The organism is Streptomyces sp. NPDC047130 (genome assembly GCF_040643475.1).
Taxonomy (GTDB): domain Bacteria; phylum Actinomycetota; class Actinomycetes; order Streptomycetales; family Streptomycetaceae; genus Streptomyces.
Genome location: NZ_JBEYUK010000018.1, coordinates 1 through 16,007, shown reverse-complemented (window position 1 = coordinate 16,007; position 16,007 = coordinate 1). Strand labels below are relative to the sequence as shown.

At 72.5% G+C, this 16,007-nt stretch carries 13 protein-coding genes; 2 read left to right on the top strand and 11 right to left on the bottom strand.

Features of this window, described 5'->3' with window-relative positions:
• Window positions 1-22 precede the first annotated feature (22 nt).
• The 3 genes from ABZ836_RS21095 to ABZ836_RS21085 form a co-directional block, all read right to left on the bottom strand.
• Complete coding sequence (locus ABZ836_RS21095) at window positions 23-361, bottom strand: P-II family nitrogen regulator (RefSeq protein ID WP_356136152.1); 339 nt, start codon at window positions 359-361, stop codon at window positions 23-25.
• The gene (locus tag ABZ836_RS21090; protein WP_356136150.1) at window positions 358-1,686 is read right to left on the bottom strand and encodes an ammonium transporter; all 1,329 of its coding nucleotides are present in this window, start codon (window positions 1,684-1,686) and stop codon (window positions 358-360) included. The genes ABZ836_RS21095 and ABZ836_RS21090 overlap by 4 nt, the downstream gene beginning before the upstream one ends.
• Before the next feature lie 276 nt (window positions 1,687-1,962).
• A complete protein-coding gene (locus tag ABZ836_RS21085) occupies window positions 1,963-3,462 on the bottom strand; it encodes a hypothetical protein (protein ID WP_356136149.1) in 1,500 nt (499 codons plus the stop codon).
• A gap of 580 nt (window positions 3,463-4,042) precedes the next feature.
• Between ABZ836_RS21085 and ABZ836_RS21080 the strand changes: the two genes are divergently transcribed.
• On the top strand, window positions 4,043-4,765 hold the full coding sequence (locus ABZ836_RS21080) for a bifunctional DNA primase/polymerase (protein WP_361144320.1): 723 nt from the start codon (window positions 4,043-4,045) through the stop codon (window positions 4,763-4,765).
• Between the two features lie 280 nt (window positions 4,766-5,045).
• Here the strand turns inward: ABZ836_RS21080 and ftsY are convergent, their stop codons facing one another.
• The 4 genes from ftsY to ABZ836_RS21060 all read right to left on the bottom strand — a co-directional run bounded on the left by ftsY (window position 5,046) and on the right by ABZ836_RS21060 (window position 11,210).
• Entirely contained in the window at window positions 5,046-6,254 is a 1,209-nt protein-coding gene (gene ftsY / locus ABZ836_RS21075; protein WP_356137825.1) for a signal recognition particle-docking protein FtsY, read from the bottom strand.
• A 136-nt stretch (window positions 6,255-6,390) separates the two neighbouring features.
• A complete protein-coding gene (smc, locus tag ABZ836_RS21070) occupies window positions 6,391-9,957 on the bottom strand; it encodes a chromosome segregation protein SMC (protein ID WP_361144317.1) in 3,567 nt (1,188 codons plus the stop codon).
• A gap of 350 nt (window positions 9,958-10,307) precedes the next feature.
• On the bottom strand, window positions 10,308-10,520 hold the full coding sequence (locus ABZ836_RS21065) for a hypothetical protein (protein ID WP_356137821.1): 213 nt from the start codon (window positions 10,518-10,520) through the stop codon (window positions 10,308-10,310).
• Between the two features lie 408 nt (window positions 10,521-10,928).
• The gene (locus ABZ836_RS21060) at window positions 10,929-11,210 is read right to left on the bottom strand and encodes an acylphosphatase (RefSeq protein WP_356137819.1); all 282 of its coding nucleotides are present in this window, start codon (window positions 11,208-11,210) and stop codon (window positions 10,929-10,931) included.
• 142 nt (window positions 11,211-11,352) lie between these two features.
• Between ABZ836_RS21060 and ABZ836_RS21055 the strand changes: the two genes are divergently transcribed.
• A complete protein-coding gene (locus tag ABZ836_RS21055) occupies window positions 11,353-12,549 on the top strand; it encodes a CAP domain-containing protein (RefSeq protein ID WP_361144313.1) in 1,197 nt (398 codons plus the stop codon).
• A gap of 20 nt (window positions 12,550-12,569) precedes the next feature.
• Here ABZ836_RS21055 and ABZ836_RS21050 read toward each other — a convergent pair whose 3' ends face one another.
• From ABZ836_RS21050 to ABZ836_RS21035, 4 genes are read right to left on the bottom strand one after another with little or no spacing between them, the layout of a single operon-like run.
• Complete coding sequence (locus ABZ836_RS21050) at window positions 12,570-13,811, bottom strand: tyrosine-type recombinase/integrase (protein ID WP_361144310.1); 1,242 nt, start codon at window positions 13,809-13,811, stop codon at window positions 12,570-12,572.
• Window positions 13,811-14,005 carry a helix-turn-helix domain-containing protein gene (locus ABZ836_RS21045; protein ID WP_361144307.1) on the bottom strand — a complete coding sequence of 65 codons (195 nt, stop codon included), beginning with the start codon at window positions 14,003-14,005 and terminating at the stop codon, window positions 13,811-13,813. Before ABZ836_RS21045 ends, ABZ836_RS21050 begins: the two co-directional genes overlap by 1 nt.
• Window positions 14,002-15,435, bottom strand: a complete 1,434-nt coding sequence (repSA, locus tag ABZ836_RS21040) for a replication initiator protein RepSA (RefSeq protein ID WP_361144304.1) — start codon at window positions 15,433-15,435, stop codon at window positions 14,002-14,004. The genes ABZ836_RS21045 and repSA overlap by 4 nt, the downstream gene beginning before the upstream one ends.
• On the bottom strand, window positions 15,432-15,863 hold the full coding sequence (locus ABZ836_RS21035) for a hypothetical protein (RefSeq protein ID WP_361144301.1): 432 nt from the start codon (window positions 15,861-15,863) through the stop codon (window positions 15,432-15,434). Before ABZ836_RS21035 ends, repSA begins: the two co-directional genes overlap by 4 nt.
• Window positions 15,864-16,007: the final 144 nt, after the last annotated feature.

The following is a 16,007-nucleotide window of genomic DNA, read 5'->3' as shown; positions in this document are numbered from 1 at the left end:
CTGCCTGCTGTTTCGGCGTCCGCTACAGGGCGTCCGGCCCGCGCTCACCGGTGCGGACCCGGACGGCGGTGTCGACGGGCACCGCCCACACCTTGCCGTCACCGATCTTGCCGGTGCGGGCCGCGCTGACCACGACCTCGACGAGCTCGTCGGCGTCCGCGTCGTCCACCAGGACCTCGATGCGGATCTTGGGGACCAGGTCGACGGTGTACTCGGCGCCCCGGTAGACCTCGGTGTGGCCGCGCTGCCGGCCGTAGCCGCTGGCCTCGGTCACGGTCAGGCCGTGCACTCCGAAGGCCTGGAGCGCTTCCTTGATCTCGTCGAGCTTGTGCGGCTTGACGACCGCGGTGATCAGCTTCATGCGTCAACCTTGTTGCTCTCGGCGCGGGCGGGGGCGGTGGGCTTGGCGGAGCTGCTGCCGCCGACGCCGCTGAAGTCGTAGGCGGTCTCGGCGTGCTCGGCCTGGTCGATGCCGGAGATCTCCTCATCCTCGTCGACCCGCATGCCCATGGTCTTGTGGACGATCAGGGCGAGGACCGCGGAGGCGACGAGCGAGTAGGCGAGGACACCGAAGACACCGGCCGCCTGCTTCCAGAGCTGGTCCAGGCCGCCGCCGTAGAAGAGGCCGGCCACGTCGGACTGGCCCTCGCCGGTGGCGAAGAAGCCGATCAGCAGCGAGCCGACGATACCGCCGACCAGGTGGACGCCGACCACGTCGAGGGAGTCGTCGTAGTTCAGCTTGTACTTCAGGCCGACCGCCATGGCGCAGAGCAGACCGGCGATGACGCCTATCGCGATGGCGCCGAGCGGGGAGACCGCGCCGCCCGCCGGGGTGATGGCGACCAGGCCGGCGACCGCGCCGGAGGCGGCGCCCAGGGTGGTGAAGGCGCCGTGGCGGATCTTCTCGTAGATCAGCCAGGCGAGCACGGCGGCGCCGGTGGCGACCTGCGTGTTGACGAACATCAGCGCGCCGACGCCGTCGCTGTTGCCGAGCCAGGAGCCGGCGTTGAAGCCGAACCAGCCGAACCACAGGAGGCCGGCGCCGAGCATGACCAGCGGCATGCTGTGCGGCCGCATCGGGTCCTTCTTGAAGCCCACGCGCTTGCCGATGACCAGGATCACGCCCAGTGCCGCGGCGCCCGCGTTGATGTGGACGGCGGTGCCGCCCGCGAAGTCGATCACGCCGAGCTCGAAGGCCCAGCCGCCGGCGCCCCACACCCAGTGGGCGACCGGGAAGTAGACGACGCTCGCCCACAGGACGACGAAGAGGGCCCAGGCGGTGAACTTCACCCGGTCGGCGAGGGCGCCGCTGATCAGCGCGGGGGTGAGGATGGCGAACATCAGCTGGAAGACGGCGAAGACCAGGGTCGGGATGGTGTACCCGTCCCAGACCTCGACCTTGTCGATCCCGCTGAGGCCGACGTAGTCGGAGTCCCAGCCGATGAGGCTGCCGGTGTCGGTGCCGAAGGCGAGGGAGAAGCCGTAGAGCACCCACAGGACGGTGACGATGCCCAGGCTGATGAAGGACATCATCAGCATGTTGAGGGCGCTCTTGACGCGGACCATGCCTCCGTAGAAGAAGGCCAGCCCCGGGGTCATGAGCATCACCAGGGCGGAACAGATGAGCATGAAGCCTGTGTCGGCGGACGAAATCTCGTCGGCCGCAAAGGTGATGGCTGGTGCCATCGGCGTCTCCTCGTCGGGGTCGCGGCCCGTGCGGGCTACCTGGGCGGATGGGGAGGTGGTGGGCCTGCTTTCGCCACGAGGTTGACGCAGCGCCGTTTCGGCCATGACCCCTGGTTGTTTCGCCCCAGTGACGAAGACGCCCGGCGTGTTACACGTCCATGAACTGATGGACGGCACAACGAACACCGGCCGCGGCGGCCTTCCGACGACCTGGCGGGGGGAGCCGAGTCGGGCAGTTCGGGAGGGCCGGCCGCGGCCGGGGACTGTGTGCGCCGGTCAGACCGCTGCTGCGGCCTCCGGAAGCTCCTCCGCCAGGAGCCGGGTGATGTCCCGGACGGCGGGGAGTTCCTTGTAGTCCCGCGCGGCGGTGTCGACCGTCTTGCGGATACGGGTGTTGACGCGCTCGGAGCGGACCTTCTTGGCCACCTTCATCGCCTGGTCCAGCATGACCGTGCTCTGCTCGGGCTCGCTCTGGAGGAGGTGCACGGTCGCCATGCCGACCAGGTTGAGCGCGTAGGAGCGCTGGTGCTCGGAGTCCTGGGCGAAGAGCTCGACGGCCTTCTTCATCAGCGGCTCGGCCATCGACGCGTAGATGGGGCTGCGGCCCGCGACGTAGGCGAGGTCGCGGAAGGAGTGGGAGTTCTCGCCGTGCAGCTCGGCCTCGGTGAAGAAGCCGATCCAGTCCGGGTCCGGCTCGTCCCAGTCGTCGGCGTCGGCGAAGGTGTCCTCGGCCATCCGGACCGCGCGCTTGCACTTGCCGGGCTGGCCCATGTTGGCGTACGCGCGCCCCTCCATCGCATACAGCATGGCCTGGGTCCGCGGGCCGGCGCAGTCCCGGCTGCCGTACTGGGCGAGGTGGATGAGCTCCAGCGCGTCGTCGGGCCGGCCGAGGTGGATCATCTGCCGGCTCATGGAGGAGAGGATGTACGAGCCGAGCGGCTTGTCCCCGGCCTCCTTGGCCGCGTGCAGCGCCAGGACGAAGTACTTCTGCGCGGTGGGCTGGAGCCCCACGTCGTAGCTCATCCACCCGGCGAGCTCGGCGAGTTCGGCGGCGAAGCCGAAGAGGCGCCGCGCGGTCGGCTCGGGGTGGCTCTCCTGGAGCAGGTCGGTGACCTCGTGAAGCTGGCCGACGACCGCCTTGCGGCGCAGCCCGCCGCCGCACTGGGCGTCCCACTGGCGGAACATCTCGATGGTGGTGGCCAGCTGGTCGAGCTCCGGTCCGGAGAGCCCGCCGCGGCGTCCGCCGGAAGGGCCGGTGGACACGGAGGAGGCGGACGACGGCGGCGGCGCGTCCAGCGGCGAGGACGGGGAGGGCACCAGCCAGCGCTGCATGGGCTCGATCAGGGAGGGGCCGGCGGCGAGCCCGAGCGAGGTGCCGAGGAAGCCCCGGCGGGCCAGCATCAGGTCGCTGCGGGAGAACTCGCCCAGCAGCGCCACCGTCTGCGGCCCGGTCCACGGCAGGTCGACGCCGGCCGCCGAGGGCGCCTGGTGGGCCGTGCGCAGGCCGAGGTCCTCGACGGCCACGACGCAGCCGAAGCGCTCGGAGAACAGCTCGGAGAGGATCCGGGGGATGGGCTCGCGCGGGTTCTCGCCGTCCAGCCAGCGGCGGACCCGGGAGGTGTCGGTGGAGACGTGGTTGGCGCCGAGCTGACGGGCCCGGCGGTTCACCTGCCGGGCGAGCTCGCCCTTGGACCAGCCGCTGCGCACGAACCACGAGTTGAGCAGCTCGTTGGGGCGCTTCTCGGCGTTCGTCCCGCCGTCACCGTTGCCGCTCACTGGAACGCCCCCATCCATCCCTGAAGACCTGCCGGGCTCCTGCCCGGGCCCGGTCGTGTCTGCGAACAGCCCTATCAGAATGCCGCCGGACCGTCCTCCGGTTCGGCGGAATCCCCGGGTTCCAGGTGAGTATCCACCGTCGCGCCTTTCACCGGAAGCCCACCTGTGACTCTCCGTGACCGGGCTGCGGTCGGAAGAATCCTTGGCGGGCCTGGCCGAAAGGTGCTTCCGGCAAGTCCGAGCGGGCATGTGCCACAAGCCTTGCATACTCACCGTAGCCTCACGGTCACCGCTCCAGCCACGCTGGTTCGGGAAACGCCACCTTTCGCCACCCCTTCGGATGAACTCTGGCGCCTCCGGCCGCGATTCACTTGACCAGCAGCGTCGGAAACCTGTCCGGAGGGCCGAATGGGAGCCCGATGCACCGAGGGGGCGCGAAGGGCCGCTCGCACCACCTCGCGCACCACCACGCGCGGTGCGAACCGGGCGAGTCGGGACGAGCGGGCGGGTATCCGCAACTCAGCGTCACGACGAACCCCCGGCACGTAACCAGCCACGCGGCGGACCCGTTGGAGGGGGCATGGGCTTCACGATCGGCGGTATGCGGGAGCGTTCCGGCGCACGGTCCGGAGCGCGCGTCGGCGTGCGCCGACGGGGGCGCTCCTCGGAGGGCACCGCGGTCGCCGAGTTCACCGGCCTCTGGGGCTGGGACGTGGTGCCGGGTGCGCGCGTGGCGCCCGGCGCCCGGGACTGCTCGTGCGGTCGCGCCGACTGCCCGGAGCCCGGCGCCCATCCGCTGGCGTACGCCCCGGAGATCCCCGCCGGATCCACCCTCGACGACGTGACCCGCGCCTGGTCCGACCACCCCGGGGCCGCCGTGATGCTGCCCGTGGGCCGGGCGTTCGACGTGCTGGAGGTGCCGGAGACGGCCGGGCGGCTGGCCGTGGTGCGGCTGGAGCGCATGGGTCTGCCGGTGGGACCGGTGACGGTCACCCCCGAGCGCCGCGCCCAGTTCTTCGTCGCCCCCGGGGCCGCGGACGAACTGCCCTCGCTGCTGTACCGGATGGGGCTGGACGACAGGGGGCCGTCGGGCGCGGAAGGGGCCCGGGCCGCGCGCCGTCCGGCCGGGCTGCGCGCCCTGGGCGCCGGCGCGTACGTGACGGCGCCGCCGTCGGACCGCGGCGGGCGGGGCCCGGTGCGGTGGCTGCGGCAGCCGGCCCTCGACTCCGCCGCCGGGCTCCCGGCCGCTCGCCTCCTGCTCGGCACCCTGGCCTACGCGGCCCACCGCTCCCCCCGCACCTGATCCCCCGGGCCGGCACCCCGCACTCGCCCCCGACCCCCGCACCCGCACCTGGTCCCCCGGCCGGCGCCCGCACCCGCACCCCGACCGCCGCGCCCGCGCCCGCGCCTGACCACTGCCGTCGCGGCACACCGCGCGAGGGCACCCGGCAGGCGCCCCGACCCGTCGCCCGCGCCCGCGAGGCCGACCTGCTCGGCACCGACCCCCCGACACGGCGGACGCCCGCCGTCCCGGGCCTTCCGGGGGGCGGGCGTCTGCCGTACTTCGCTGTCGCGCGGCGGGGTCAGTCGCCGATGAGGGCGTCCACGAACGCCTGCGGCTCGAAGGGCGCGAGGTCGTCGGCCCCCTCGCCCAGGCCGATCAGCTTGACCGGCACGCCCAGTTCCCGCTGGACGGCGATCACGATGCCGCCCTTGGCGGTGCCGTCCAGCTTGGTGAGCACGATGCCGGTGATGTTCACGACCTCGGCGAACACCCGCGCCTGCACCAGGCCGTTCTGACCGGTGGTGGCGTCCAGGACCAGCAGCACCTCGTCCAGCGGCGCCTGCTTCTCGACGACCCGCTTGACCTTGCCCAGCTCGTCCATCAGCCCGGTCTTGGTGTGCAGCCGGCCGGCGGTGTCGATCAGCACGACGTCGGAGCCGATCGCGATGCCCTCCTTGACGGAGTCGAAGGCGACGGAGGCGGGGTCGCCCCCCTCCGGCCCGCGCACCGTGTGGGCGCCGACCCGCTCGCCCCAGGTCTGCAGTTGGTCGGCGGCGGCGGCGCGGAAGGTGTCCGCGGCGCCCAGCACCACGGTCCTGCCGTCGGCGACGAGGACGCGGGCCAGCTTGCCGGTGGTGGTGGTCTTGCCGGTGCCGTTGACGCCGACGACCATGACGACGCCCGGGGTGCCTTCCTTCGCGTCCGTCCTCACGGAGCGGTCGAAGCCGGGGTCGAGGATCTGCACCAGCTCCTCGCGGAGCAGGACGCGCAGTTCCTCGGGGGTGCGGGTGCCGAGCACGCGGACCCGCTCGCGCAGGCGCTCCACGAGCTCCTGGGTGGGCTGCACGCCGACGTCGGCGGTGAGGAGGGTGTCCTCGATCTCCTCCCAGGTGTCCTCGTCGAGGTGCTCGCGGGAGAGCAGGGTCAGCAGGCCCTTGCCCAGCGCGTTCTGCGAGCGGGAGAGGCGGGCGCGCAGCCGGACCAGGCGGCCGGCGGTGGGCTCGGGGACCTCGATCGCCGGGGCGGCGGGTTCCACCGGGACTTCTTCGACCAGGGTGGCGCCGGTCGGCGATCCGGGGAGGTCGACCTCCTCGATCGTGCGGCGTTCCTCGTCCCGTGGGGTCTCGGCCTCCTCGCCGACCGTGGGTTCGGCGGGCGGGGCGGTGATGTCGGGCGCGGACGGTGGCGGCGGGGGCAGCGACTTCTTGCGGCGACCTCCGACGACGAGGCCGGCAAGGGCGACGAGGGCCACCACCGCGATGACTACGGCAAGGATGACGGTGTCCATAACGCGTCCCAGTATCGGCCATGGGGCGCGCCGCGCCCCGGTCCGCGCCCCGGTGGGTTCCGCGCGCGGTGCGTCCGCCCGGGTCGCCCCGGCCGCCGCGGCCGTCCCGCGGTGCGCGCGGGGGCGGCCGCCGGTGTCACCGCAGGCGCTGGCTGATGACCTTCGAGACGCCGTCGCCCTGCATGGAGACGCCGTACAGCGCGTCGGCGACCTCCATCGTCCGCTTCTGGTGCGTGATGACGATCAGCTGGGAGGACTCCTGCAGTTCCTGCATGATCCGGATCAGTCGCTGCAGGTTGGTGTCGTCCAGCGCGGCCTCGACCTCGTCCATCACGTAGAACGGGCTGGGCCGGGCCTTGAAGATGGACACCAGCAGCGCCACGGCCGTCAGTGACCGCTCCCCGCCGGAGAGCAGGCTCAGCCGCTTGACCTTCTTGCCCGGCGGCCGGGCCTCGACCTCCACGCCGGTGGTCAGCATGTTGTCCGGGTCGGTCAGCACCAGCCGGCCCTCGCCCCCGGGGAAGAGGCGGCCGAAGACGCCCTCGAACTCGCGGGCGGTGTCCCGGTAGGCCTCCGTGAACACCTGCTCGACCCGCTCGTCGACCTCCTTGACCACCTGGAGCAGGTCGGCGCGGGTCTTCTTGAGGTCCTCGAGCTGCTCGCTCAGGAACTGGTGGCGTTCCTCCAGGGCGGCGAACTCCTCCAGGGCGAGCGGGTTGACCTTGCCGAGCTGCTGGTAGGCGCGTTCCGCGGCCCGCAGCCGCTTCTCCTGCTCGCCGCGGACGAACGGCCGCGGCAGGTTGCGCGGGTGCTCCGGGTCCTCCGGCAGCTCCTCGCCCTCGGCCGGCGGCGACGGCGGGACGAGCTGGTCCGGCCCGTACTCGGCGACCAGGGCCTCCGGCTCGACGCCGAGCTCCTCCAGTGCCTTGGTCTCCAGCTGTTCGATCCGCAGCCGCTTCTCGGCGCCCAGCACCTCGCCCTGGTGGACGGAGTCGGTGAGCTTGTCCAGCTCGGCCTTGAGGTCCCGTCCCGCGGTGCGGGCGGCGGCGAGCTCCCGCTCCTGGCGGGCCTTGGCGGCCTCGGCGGCCCCCCGCTCGCGGTCCGCGCGCCCCAGGGACACCTCGACGTGGGCGAGGAGCTGCCGCGCGCCCACGGCCACGGCTCCGGCGACGGCGGCCTCGTGGCGCATCCGCGCCTTGCGGCGTTCGGCGCGGGCGCGGGCCTCACGTTCGGCACGGGCGGCGCGGTCGAGGGAGTCGGCGCGGCCGGCCAGCGCCTTGACCCGTTCCTCGTGCGTGCGCAGCTGGAGCCTGGCCTCCATCTCGGTCTGCCGGGCGTTGGCGCCGTCGGCGGCGAGCCGGTCGCGCACCGAGGTGTCCGGCTCCTCCTCGGCCGGCATCTCCTCGGCGACGGCCAGCCGCTCCGCCAGTTCCTCCACGTCGGTGAGCGCCTTCTCCAGCGCCTCCTGGGCGCGGGCGGTGGCGGCCTCGGCGCGTTCGGCCTCCCCGGCGGCTCCGCGGGCCTGGCCGGACAGGCGGCCGAGCTGCTGGGAGACGCCGGACTTCTCGCGGTCGGCGGCGCGGCGGCGTTCTCCCAGCTCCTCGACCAGGGCGGCGCAGGCGGTGCGGCGGGCGGCGGCCAGCCGCTGGGCCTCGGTCAGTTCCGTGCAGCGGAACTCCAGGTCCTGGAGCGCGGCGGCGGCCTCGTCGACGGAGGCCTGGACCTCCAGCAGGCTGGGAGCGGCGGCCGAGCCGCCGTGGGCGTGGTGGGCCGCGAGGAGGTCCCCCTCGGCGGTGACGGCGGTGAGGTCGGGGCGGGCGCGGACCACGTCCTCGGCGTCCTCGAGGGTGTCCACCACCACCACGCCGCGCAGCAGGCGGCGGACGGCGGGCATCAGGTCGTCGGGGCCGTCGACGAGGTCGCCGGCGTGCGGCCAGCGCCCGTGGCGGGGGGCCTCGTCGGGGATCTCGTCGGGGGTCCCGTCCGCCCCGGCGACGATCAGCGCGGCCCGGCCGGCGTCCTGCTTGCGCAGCAGGCGCAGGGCGTCGGCCGCCGCGGCGGGCGAGGCGGCGGCGACCGCGTCGGCGGCGGCGCCGAAGGCCGCGGCGAGGGCCGCCTCGTGGCCGGGGGTGACGCGGAGGAGTTCGGCGGCGGGGCCGAGGAGGCCGGTGAGGGTGTCGCGCGCTTCGAGCAGGGCGCCGGTGCCGTCCTTGCGGCGCAGGCCCAGGGCGAGGGCGTCGTGCCGGGCGCGGGTGGCGGCGCGTTCGCGTTCGGCGGCGGTGAGGGCCTCGCGTGCGGCGGTCAGGGCGGCGTCGGCGTCGGCGAGGGCGGCCTTGGCCTCGTCGTGCTGTCCGGCGAGCTCGGTGTCCTCGGCGTCGAGGCCGTCGACCTCGGCCTTGAGGGCCTCGTACTCCTCCTGGGCGGCGACGGCACGGGCCCGGGCCTCGTCACGGGAGGCGGCGAGGCGGTCGATCTCGGCCTGGGCGGCGGCGGCCCGGGAGCGGGCGGCGCCCACCTGGCCGCTGAGCCGGGCCAGGCCCTCACGGCGGTCGGCGATGGCCCGGGCGACGTCCTTGAGGCGGCGTTCCTCGGCGGCGAGGGAGCGTTCCAGTTCCTCACGGTGGGCGACGGTGTCCTCCAGCGCCCGCTCGGCGGCCTCCAGGGCGGCCTCCAGTTCGGCCTCCTGCTCCCGGACGCGGGCGGCCTCGCGCTCCATCTCCTCCGGGTCGCGGCCCCGGCGTTCCTCCACGGGCGCCGCGGTGGCGCTCTTCACCCGCGCGTCGGCGAGCGAGACGGTGCCCCGGACGCGTTCGGCGAGCCGGGAGAGCTCGTACCAGGTCTGCTGGGCCCGCTGCAGGCGCGGGCTGAGACGGCGGACCTCGTCCTCCAGCAGCGCCTCGCGGCGCAGCGCCTTGCGCAGCTCCTCCTCGGTCGCCTCCTTGCGCTCCTTGAGGGCGGCCTCGTCGGCCACCTCGGCCCGGAGCGCCTGGCGCAGCTTCACCAGGTCGTCGGCTAGCAGCCGGAGCCGGGCGTCGCGCAGGTCGGCCTGGATGACGGCGGCGCGGCGGGCCACGGCGGCCTGGCGGCCGAGCGGCTTGAGCTGGCGGCGGAGCTCGTCGGTGAGGTCCTGGACGCGGGCCAGGTTGGCCTGCATGGCGTCCAGTTTGCGCAGCGCCTTCTCCTTGCGCTTGCGGTGCTTGAGGACGCCGGCCGCCTCCTCGATGAAGGCGCGGCGGCCCATGGGGTCGGCGTGCAGCACGGAGTCGAGCTGGCCCTGGCCGACGATGACGTGCATCTCGCGGCCGATGCCGGAGTCGGAGAGGAGTTCCTGGATGTCCAGCAGGCGGCAGGTGTCGCCGTTGATCTGGTACTCGCTGCCGCCGTTGCGGAACATGATCCGCGCGATGGTGACCTCGGCGTACTCGATGGGGAGGGCGCCGTCGGAGTTGTCGATGGTGAGGGAGACCTCGGCGCGGCCCAGCGGGGGGCGGCCGGTGGTCCCGGCGAAGATGACGTCCTCCATCTTGCCGCCGCGCAGCGACTTCGCGCTGTGCTCGCCCATGACCCAGGTCAGCGCGTCCACCACGTTGGACTTGCCCGAGCCGTTCGGGCCGACGACACAGGTGATCCCCGGCTCGAACCGGAGGGTGGTCGCGGATGCGAACGACTTGAAGCCGCGGAGGGTCAGGGCCTTGAGGTGCACGCCGGTGGACTTTACCGGCCGGTCCCCGTCCGCTCCATGAGCCGACGGCCCGATCCGGTTTCGCGCGGCGGGGCGGCGGGCAGATCAGACTCACGGGATCGACGGCGGGGGCGGAACACGCACGGCTCCGGCGTCGCCGGGGGGGGCCGCGCGCACGACGGACGCGGTGCACGACGGACGCGGTGACAGGCACGCACGTACGGACGCGGTGACAGGACGGCGGCGACCACGCCGGCGAGGTGGCGGGGCCGGGCGAAGGGCGGGAGCGGGAAAGGCGAAAGGGACGCCGGGGGCGTCCCTTGAGGCACCGGCGGGGTGCGGGCTCGGCTGCGGCCCGCGAACGTGCCGGATCAGGTGAGCGCGGGCTCCGCCTGGTGTGCGTCGATGCTCTCCATGCTCTGCATGATCCTGTCGCGAGAAGCGGCAGCCGCCAGTGCGTCCTTCTCGGCCTGGATCCGGACGAGCTCGGATTCCAGGTCCTGGACGCGCTGCTGGAGCCGTCGCATCTCGGCGAGGAGTCGCGGGTCGGAGCCGCCGACGTAACCGAGAAGCGCCTTTGCCATGATGGATGGTCCTCCACACTGAGTGACCGACCGATGCGGTGGTGGGTCGTGAGGGAATTGCACCCGTAGTGCCCGACACTGCGGTTCCAGAGACACCGCGGTCGCAGACCGGTGACTTCGTGCCGCTGTTTCCACATGCCAAACAGCTACGGTGCGCGGGGCTTTCAGAGTCTCACCAAAAAGTTTGACGGTCAACACGATCACGCCCCGTATCGACGGTGTCCTCGCGGCGCTCGGCGCGGATGTCTTCGCGCGGCGTCTCCTGCGGGGCCCGGGGGCGTGCGGCTCATCCTGTCGTGCGGCGACGGCCATGACAAGCCCGTTGCGCCGGTCACCTGGACTTTTCCTCGGCGGGACGCTCGGCCGAGGCCCGGAGGGCGGCCTTCCGGCCCGTGCGGGAGGCGGCGCTCAGCGGATCTCGAAGCCGGTGTAGCCGCCGCGAGGTGTGTCCCAAATCTCGGTCACGCCGTCCACGCGACCCGGCGTGTCCTCCCCCTCCAGCCACTCCAGCAACCGGCGGCACCGGTCGCGCGGACCCTCGGCGACGACCTGCACGCGACCGTCCTGGAGATTGAGAGCAAAACCACTCAGGCCGCCGAGCTCCAGAGCCTTCGCGCGTGTGAACCACCGGAATCCCACGCGCTGTACGTTTCCGCGGACCCAGGCCACCAGTCGTGCATCGTCGTTCATGTGTGCACGCTAACCGAGCAAAAGTCTTACCGGACTCCCACACCCTCTGCGGCAATGCGGTAGCGTCCCCCCTCGACCCAGCAAAGCTCACCCGTTCGGGTGAGTCGCGAGGACCGCAGCACCGAGAAGGGCCAGCAGAGGAATGGGACGCCACCGACGCTCCGCCGCCGGCCGCAAGGGCAAGGGCGGCACCCCCCGCGCCAACGGCGCCACCCCGGGAGTCACCGGCACCGGGGCCGGCCGCGAGGCCGCCCACGACGCCGGACACGACGCGGGGCACGAGCAGTACCGGACGGCGTACGACGCCTACGGCTCGTACGGCTCGCACCCCTACGGCTCCAACAGCCCCTACGGCTACGACTCCGGCGACACGTACGGTGACCACGCCTACGCGCGTAGCGACGCCTACCTCTTCGGCACGGAGGAGCAGCACCAGGGCCCCGCCGCCCACCAGGACGCCCCCACCGCCGCGCTGCCCGTGCACCACCAGGCCTCCGCGGACCGTGCCCCCAGGGCCGCCGCCGGGGCTCCCCGGGCTCCCCGGGCTCCCAGGGCGAGGCGTCCGCGCCGCCCGGTGCGCAACGGGCTGCTGGGCGTCTCCGCGGCCCTGGCCGTCGGCGTGGTCGCCGCCGCGACCGGGCTGGTGCCGGGCCTGGACACCTACCGGCTGGGCGGCGACGGCTCGATCCGCGCGGTCGACGGCCCCGGCAACGCCGAGACCCAGCAGGGCGGCTCCGGCGGCCGGGTCGATCCGGGGGCCTCCTCGGGCGCCCCGGGGACCGAGTCCGCGAAGCCCTCGCGGTCCGCGTCCCCCTCGGCGCCGGAGAAGGACAGGAAGAAGGCCGAGCCCTCCCCCACGCGTACCCCCGAGAAGACCGCCACCCCGGACGAGCCGGCTCCTTCCACCAAGGCGCCCGCCCCGGAGAAGCCCGCGTCCGGCGGCGGTGGCGACCTCTCCCAGGAGGACGCCGCCCGCGCCCAGGTCCTCCAGCTCGTCAACCAGGAACGCGCCGCCGCGGGGTGCAGCCCGGTCAAGGCCGACAGCGGCCTCACCGAGCTGGCCGACGACTTCAGCAGCGCCATGGCCGAGCAGGACTTCTTCGACCACACGGACCCCAGCGGCGCGACCCCCTGGGACCGCGCGGCCGCCGCCGGCGTGAGCAACCTCGGCGGCGAGAACATAGCGCGGGGCCAGGCCGACGCCGCGGCCGTCATGGACGCCTGGATGAAGAGCGACGGCCACCGGGCCAACATCCTGAACTGCGACTTCAAGACCCTCGGCGTCGGCGTCCACTTCGCCTCCGGCGGCCCTTGGTGGACCCAGGACTTCGGTTACTGAGATAGCCGCAGGTCAGAGGTCTAGTTTTCGCCCTGGGCCGTCTCCGGGCCGTCTCCCATAGGTTCCTCTTCCTGGAAGACGTGATCCACGGCGGCCCGGGTCCGGGTCTCGCTGGACGGCATCAGGTGCGTGTAGGTCCGCAGCGTGAAGCCGGGGTCGTGGTGACCCAGGTACTCGCTGAGAGCCTTGCTGCTCTCCCCCGCGTCCAGGAGCACGGAGGCATAGAAGTGCCTCAGGGCGTGCATGCCGTTGGACCGACCGGTCTCCACCCCCGCGGCCCGAAGTGCCGGCCGCCAGACACGATCGTTGAAGCGGTTCCGGTCAAGCGCCAGGCCCGTGGAGCTGGTGAAGAAGAGCGACGCCGTGACCGGAGGTCCGTCGAGCGTCTTCCACGGCAGGGTGACCTGCACAGCCGGGTGCTGCTTCAGGTGCGCAGCCAAAGCGAAGGCCACCGACTCGGGCAGGGGGACATCGCGTTCCTTGCCACCCTTCGGCGGAGCGAACACGGGCCGGTGCAGCTGCAGCAGCTTGACCTGCCGGACCACATGCATCGTCCGGCCGAGGAAGTCCACGTCTTCCACGGCCAGGCCGAAGACCTCCCCCTGCCGCAGCCCGCATCCGGCGGCGACGTTCACCACCGCCTGGTAGCTCTCCGGCAAGGCCGCACGAACAGCCATGACGCGTTCGGCAGTCCAGGGCTTGACCTTGCGGGGCTCGAGCCGAGGAGCCCGCACAGACCGAGCGCTGCACGGGTTCGAGCGAATGATCCGGTCCTCTACCGCAGCCGTGAACACCGTGGAGACGTGCGCAAAGATTCCACGCCGGTATCCGGCTGACAACCCGCGGTCTTCCAGGGTGCGCAACCACATCCGAAGATGCGACGGGGTGAAAGAGCTCATCGGCCGCGTGCCCAGGTAAGGGATCGCGTGGAGCCGCAACCGGCTTTCGACGGACTCTCGCGTCAGAGGGTCCGTGATTTGCGTGGTCATCCACTCCGTGGCGAACTGCTGGAACGTGACCTTGCCAGCGTCCGGACTGACGTAGTCACCCCTCGACATGTCCGCTTCGATGTTGGCGAGCCACTGTTCCGCCTTGCGCTTCTGCTTGTCCGGGAAGCTCTTAGACTTCTCGGAGCCGTCCGGCCCGATGTACCGGGCGCGGTAGCGCAGGCCGATGCCGTAACGCTCGGTCTTCACCCTGACCGGCTTGCCTCCGGCGCCAGGCTCCGTCTTGAACCAGCGGTCTTGAATGTGCCCGGCCATCAGGCAGCCTCCTCCATGAGGGACGCCACCCAGAGGCGCACGTCTTCGGGGTCGAACCGGAGATGCCGGCCAACGCGGAAGCCCCGCGGACCGGTGCCCTTGCGACGCCACTGGTAGACGGTCTCCAGCGGCACGCCGACCAGGTCGGCAAGGTCCATCGGTGTCAGGTAGCGCGACGGAAGCGGACGCTTCATGCGCACACCTCCCAGTCGTCTTGTGCGGTCAGGTCTGCGAGTGCTTGGCGTGCGGTTTCGCGGTTGGTGCGGATCTCGCGGGCGATGGAGGCGGCGAGCCAGGACTCACCGGGGGTGTGGCCCTGCCCGGCGTAGGTCCAGTGGGCGAGGACGAGCGTGGAGCCCTCCGCGTCGTCGCCGGGTTCGGGCAGGCCGCGTTCACGGCGTTCCTGCCGGGCGCGGTAGTCGGCGCGGGTCTGACGCAGGGCACCGAGGGTGGTGGAGTAGCGGCGGGACTTGGTGGAGAAGTGACCGCGGAAGCCGAGCATGTGAGCCCAGCGAGCCAGCAGCCGCTCCGGGTAGGCCGCGTCCAGTGCCCAGCACGCTTCGATCAGCCGCCGCGTGTGCAGCGGCAGGCCGGTCAGCTTGTCCAACTCCGCCAGCTCCCCAATGCGGCGGTCGACGGTGCCGGTGGTCTCGGCGGCCTTGGTGGCGTACTTGGCCACGTAGGAGGCCACCGCCTCTTCCGTCAGTTCCTCCCTGCCGAGCGCGCCGATGGGCTGCACGTCCACCTGCGATCCCCACCGCAGAGTGCGGGCGGGCTGGTCATCGGCGGCTGGGACCAGGACCACGACGCGGGAAGCCGCGGCACGGATCGCAGCGTCGAGGAGAGCGACCGTGGCCCATGTCGGCGGGGCCGAGTCGGGACCACCGGGGCCGTCGAGGCGAACGACCGCATGGAAGTGCACCGCCCCGCGCTTCTGGAACTCAGCGACCTTGCCGAAGGAGACCCGGCACACCTCCCGCAGTGCGGACTGCGTGATGCCTGCCAGGCGGGCGACCTCCCGGCGCAGGTAGATGGTGAAGCGCCGCCACAGGTCCCCGGCGTGGTTGTTCCACAGCACCGCCGACGCGTAGTCGTACGTCGCCGGGTTCAGGGCCGTGCCCAGCAGGGCGTCACCTTCGGCGTGGGCAGCACCGCAGCGGCAGTGGCCGGAGTCGGGCCGGTTGTGGACCGGACCGAACGACGGAGCCGTAAGCGTGGCGAACACCCGCGGGTACTCGCGCACGTCCGTGGGGACATCCTTGCGTTCGTCGCCAGTGATCCCGGCCCGGATCAGGTGGTAGGTGTCCCCGGCGTACGTCCAGGCGCAGGCAGGGCAGCGGGAGGCCCGCCGGTTGCCGCAGGCGACCCGAAGACGGCCCCCGGGTTCGCCCTGCGTGCTGTACGAGTACAGGACGTCGCCAGTCTTGGCGTCGCGGGTGACGGTCTGGCCGACGAGGTGGATCGGATTGGAGCAGCCGCCGGTGCGGCGGATCTGTTCCTGCCAGCGGTCGAAGCCCGGAGTGTTCACCACCCGCAGCAGGTCGGCCAGGGTGAGCGGGTCGGTGCCCATGGAGGCCGCGGTGCTGGCCACGGCCTCCGGAGGGACGGGGAAGCGGGCCGTCATGCGAACACCCGCACCGGGGTCGGCATGTGCCCGCTGGGGTTGTGCGCGGCGCAGCTCTCCAGGGCGACCGATGTGGGCTCGTCAGGGTCGTAGCAGACCTCGAACCAGCCCGTACCGGCACACCGGCAGGCGCCCTCAACCTGCGGGCGGTTGCCGCGCTTGATGGCCGCGTCACTCACCTGGAACATGCCCACCGTGAGCGACGCCAGAGACGATGCCCTGCGCAGTCGGGCAGCACTCGGGAACCGCACCTTATGAGCCCGTTCCTGGTCCCTGGTGGCCGTCCCAGCCAGGTCCAGCATCTGGAAGCTGCCGAGGTACGCCGCGGATCGGTAGAGCTCGGACAGGCCCAGCCGCCCAGCTCCCTCAACGATCCATGCCTCGATCTGCGCGTCATCACCGCGCTGGTACGAGTACGCGGTGGGCATGTCCGAGGCGTAGAGGGCGACCGCACGTTCTCCGTTGGACAGGCCCTCGACTAGGCCGTTTCGTTCGGATCAGCGGGCTGACCAGAGGAAGATGCCAGCGATGTGGAGGCCGGCCAGGTAGATGGTCGCGGTCTTCTCGTAGCG